This window comes from Shewanella sp. 11B5 (assembly GCF_002836795.1).
Taxonomy (GTDB): Bacteria; Pseudomonadota; Gammaproteobacteria; order Enterobacterales; family Shewanellaceae; genus Shewanella; species Shewanella frigidimarina.
In genome coordinates, this window is the sequence record NZ_PJAP01000564.1 from 1 (window position 1) to 4289 (window position 4289).

2 protein-coding genes are annotated in these 4289 nt (G+C 43.9%); one reads left to right on the forward strand and one right to left on the reverse strand.

Translation table 11 applies throughout. The annotated features are described in order from the left end of the window. On the forward strand, nt 1-1835 hold a 1835-nt coding region (gene topA / locus CXF78_RS13200), incomplete at its 5' end, for a type I DNA topoisomerase (RefSeq protein WP_102037058.1). 286 nt (nt 1836-2121) lie between these two features. Here topA and pta read toward each other — a convergent pair. Further along, nucleotides 2122-4269 carry a phosphate acetyltransferase gene (gene pta, locus CXF78_RS13205; protein ID WP_011637931.1) on the reverse strand — a complete coding sequence of 716 codons (2148 nt, stop codon included), beginning with the start codon at nt 4267-4269 and terminating at the stop codon, nt 2122-2124. Nucleotides 4270-4289 lie beyond the last annotated feature (20 nt).

Genomic DNA, 4289 nt, shown 5'->3' on the forward strand with positions numbered 1-4289 from the left:
TACGTGATGCAACGTATGTTGTCACTGCGCGTGAAGATAAAGCAACCTCAAGCAAACCTTCGGCCCCTTATATTACGTCGACGTTACAGCAAGCTGCCAGTACTCGTCTTAGTTTCGGTGTAAAGAAAACCATGATGATGGCGCAGCGTTTGTATGAAGCTGGTCACATTACGTATATGCGTACCGATTCAACCAATTTGAGTAAAGAAGCGGTTGAAAACTTACGTGAAATGATTGGTGCCGAGTTCGGTGACAAGTATTTACCGGCAGAACCTATTCGTTATGGTAGCAAAGAGGGCGCTCAAGAGGCGCATGAAGCTATTAGACCGTCAAACGTGGCTGTGCAGTCCGCTTCGTTAACCGATATGGAAAGAGACGCTCAGCGCTTGTATGAGCTTATCTGGCGTCAATTTGTGTCCTGTCAAATGACACCAGCTCAATATGATGCAACACGTTTAACGGTAACCGCGGGTGATTACGAATTAAAAGCCAGTGGCCGTACCTTACGTTTTGATGGTTGGACTCGTGTTCAGCCACAAGTGAGTAAGAAAAACGAAGAAGATAAGACACTGCCAGTCGTTGCAAAAGGCGACAAATTAGTGCTTGAAACGTTGTCGCCAAAACAACACTTTACCAAGCCTGCGCCGCGTTACAGCGAAGCATCTTTAGTTAAAGAGCTTGAGAAGCGTGGTATTGGTCGTCCTTCAACGTATGCGACGATTATTTCAACCATTCAGGATCGTGGTTACGTTAAAGTTGATAACCGCCGTTTCTTTGCTGAAAAAATGGGTGAGATTGTCAGCGAACGCTTAGTCGGCAGTTTTAAAGAATTAATGAGCTACGACTTTACCGCCAGCATGGAGCAAACATTAGATGATGTTGCTCAAGGTAAGCTGGACTGGAAAAAAGTATTAGACGGTTTTTATGGCGACTTTACCAAGCAGTTATTGTTGGCCGAGTTAGATCCTGATGAAGGTGGTATGCGCCCTAATGAGATGGTATTAACAGACGACATTAAGTGTCCAACCTGTGGCCGTCCAATGGGTATTCGCACTGGTTCAACAGGGGTCTTCTTAGGTTGTTCTGGTTATGCGTTACCACCTAAAGAACGTTGTAAGACCACGCTTAACTTAACCCCAGGTGAAGAAGCTGTAAGCGACAATGAAGATGGCGAAACGGAAGCGTTACGTGCTAAACATCGTTGTGGTAAGTGTGGTACGGCGATGGATAGTTATCTCATTGACGAGACGCGTAAATTGCATGTTTGTGGTAATAACCCGTCATGTGATGGTTACGAAGTTGAAGCCGGACAATTTAAGATTAAAGGTTATGAAGGTCCAATTATTGAGTGCGATCGTTGCGGCAATAATATGGAACTTAAAAATGGTCGATTTGGTAAGTATTTTGGTTGCACCAATAGCGAGTGTAAAAACACCCGTAAGTTGCTGAGAAGCGGCGAAGCGGCGCCACCAAAAGAAGATCCTATCTTCCTACCTGAATTGAAATGTACTAAATCGGATGCTCACTTTGTGCTTCGTGATGGTGCTGCGGGCATATTTTTAGCTGCCAGTACTTTCCCTAAATCGCGTGAAACACGTGCGCCGTTAGTGGAAGAGTTAGTTCAGTATCGTGATTTGTTATGGCCTAAATATGCGTATCTTGCTGATGCGCCAGTCGAAGATGATGAAGGAAATAAAGCCTCGGTTAAATTTAGTCGTAAAACGAAAGAGCAGTATGTTGCTACTGAAGTTGACGGTAAAGCTACCGGTTGGTCTTCTAAGTTTATCGGCGGTAAATGGGTTAGTGAATCAACTAAGAAAAAAGCGAAGAAATAACTTTTAGCTTTGGTTGCAACATAACCCTGTTCATTAACGCTACCCATACGGGTAGCGTTTTTGTTTGTGTCACAAATGGGTATAGACCGTAATCCGTTTTAGTAAAGATAATAGGGTTAGTGAGCAAACCTGTTTTAACTCTCGATAAGCAAGAACACTCGATATATAAGAACTTTCGATATAAAAACAAAGATGACAGATACAAAAAAGCACTGATTATTATCAGTGCTTTTTTAGTGACAAAACATTACCAATCTACATCGATGTTAAGCCGAAATAGAGCAAATTATTTGGCACTATTTTGAGCAGCTTGAATGGCCGTTAACGCAATGGTGTAGACAATATCATCGACTAATGCGCCGCGTGATAAATCGTTAACCGGTTTACGCATACCTTGAAGCATTGGCCCGATGCTGATTAAATCAGCACTACGCTGTACCGCCTTGTATGTGGTGTTACCCGTGTTTAAATCTGGGAACACAAATACGGTTGCTTTACCTGCGACAGGGCTGTCAGGTGCTTTAGAGAGCGCTACGTTAGGCATGACTGCTGCATCGTATTGCAATGGACCATCGATAATCAAGTCCGGACGTTTTTCTTTCGCGATTCGTGTAGCTTCACGTACTTTATCCACATCAGAACCGGTGCCAGAAGTACCCGTTGAGTAACTGATCATCGCAACGCGAGGCTCAATACCAAAGGCTTTAGCTGATTCAGCTGACTGAATCGCAATATCGGCTAGTTGTTCAGGATTTGGATCTGGGTTAATCGCGCAATCGCCATACACTAGCACTTGATCAGGCATCAGCATGAAGAAAATCGACGACACTAAGCTAGAACCCGGTGCCGTTTTGATCAACTGCAATGGTGGGCGAATAGTATGTGCCGTGGTATGAATAGCACCGGATACAATTCCATCTACTTCATCTTGTGCCAGCATCATGGTACCAAGTACCATGTTGTCTTCAAGTTGCTCACGGGCAACAACTTCTGTTAACCCTTTGCTACGACGTAATTCGAGCATAGGCTCAACGTACTTTTCACGCACGCTTTCTGGCTCAATGATTTCGATGCCTTCACCTAAAATAACATCTTGTTGCGATGCAACGCGTAAAATCTCTTCGCGATTACCGATTAACACGCAACGAGCAATACCCCGTTCAGCACAGATAGATGCTGCTTTTACGGTTCTTGGCTCTTCACCTTCAGGAAGCACGATAGTTTTACGGGCAGCACGGGCTAGCTCGGTTAACTTGTAACGGAATGCCGGAGGAGATAGACGGTGTTCACGTGGAGAATCCTGGGTAACACTTTCAATCCAGGTTTGGTCAATATGACTGGCCACGTATTCTTGCACTTTTTCAACGCGCACCGCATCATCCACAGGCACTTCATGATCAAAGCGTTGAATATTGAGCGAGGTCTGCCATGTATTTGAATCAATTAAAAATACTGGCAAGCCTGTTTCAAAAGCTTGTTCACATAATTTCATTATTTCTGGTTCAGGCGGGTAGCCCCCAGTAAGCAACAACGCGCCAATTTTAACGCCGTTCATCGCTGCTAAACATGCAGACACGATCACGTCGGACCGATCGCCAGAAGTTACTAACAATGAATTTGTTTTGATGTGAGTAACCATGTTAGGCAGGCTACGAGCACAAAATGTTACACGGCGCATACGACGAGTATGCATTTCACCGGCATTAATGATTTTGGCATTTAAGTGCTTGGCCAAATCAGATGCACGCGGGGCAATTAGCTCTAAATTGTATGGCACACTACCTAATATACGCAGCGGACTTTTACCCGGAAGTTGGAACATTCCTGAGCTATCAACGGCATTCATATTTTTATCATCAAATACTTCAGATAAATCAGGACGAGTGCGACCTTCATTGTCAACTGGAGCACCAATTTTATTGATGATAGCGCCAATTAAACGTTTGTTTTTCTGTCCACCCCAAGAGTTAAAGGCGATTTCTAATCGATTCATTAATCCATTAGGCGTATCGTTACCAGGGGTTGCGATGAAAATAACATCGGCGTCTAATGCTTTGGCAATTTCATAGTTAATGTCATCAGCAAATGGATGGCTACGTGTTGGTACTAAGCCTTCAACCACTAGGATTTCAGTATTACTGGCGCATTCTGCTGCGCGGGCAATAATCTGTTCCAGTAGGACATCAGTTTGCTCTGAACGGATTAACGCTTCAGCATGGACCATTGAATAAGGTTCCAACGGATTGACGGTTGGAGAAGTACTTAAAATAGTGGTTGAACGTTCTGGACCAGTATCACCAGATCGAATTTGAGCAATAGGTTTAAAAAATTGGACTTTAACGCCTTTGCGTTCAAGCGCACGAACCATACCTAAGCTTAGTGATGTTAATCCCACTCCAATACCGATTGGAATAAGCATAATATTACGAGACATAACGACCTCTTGTGTGCGTA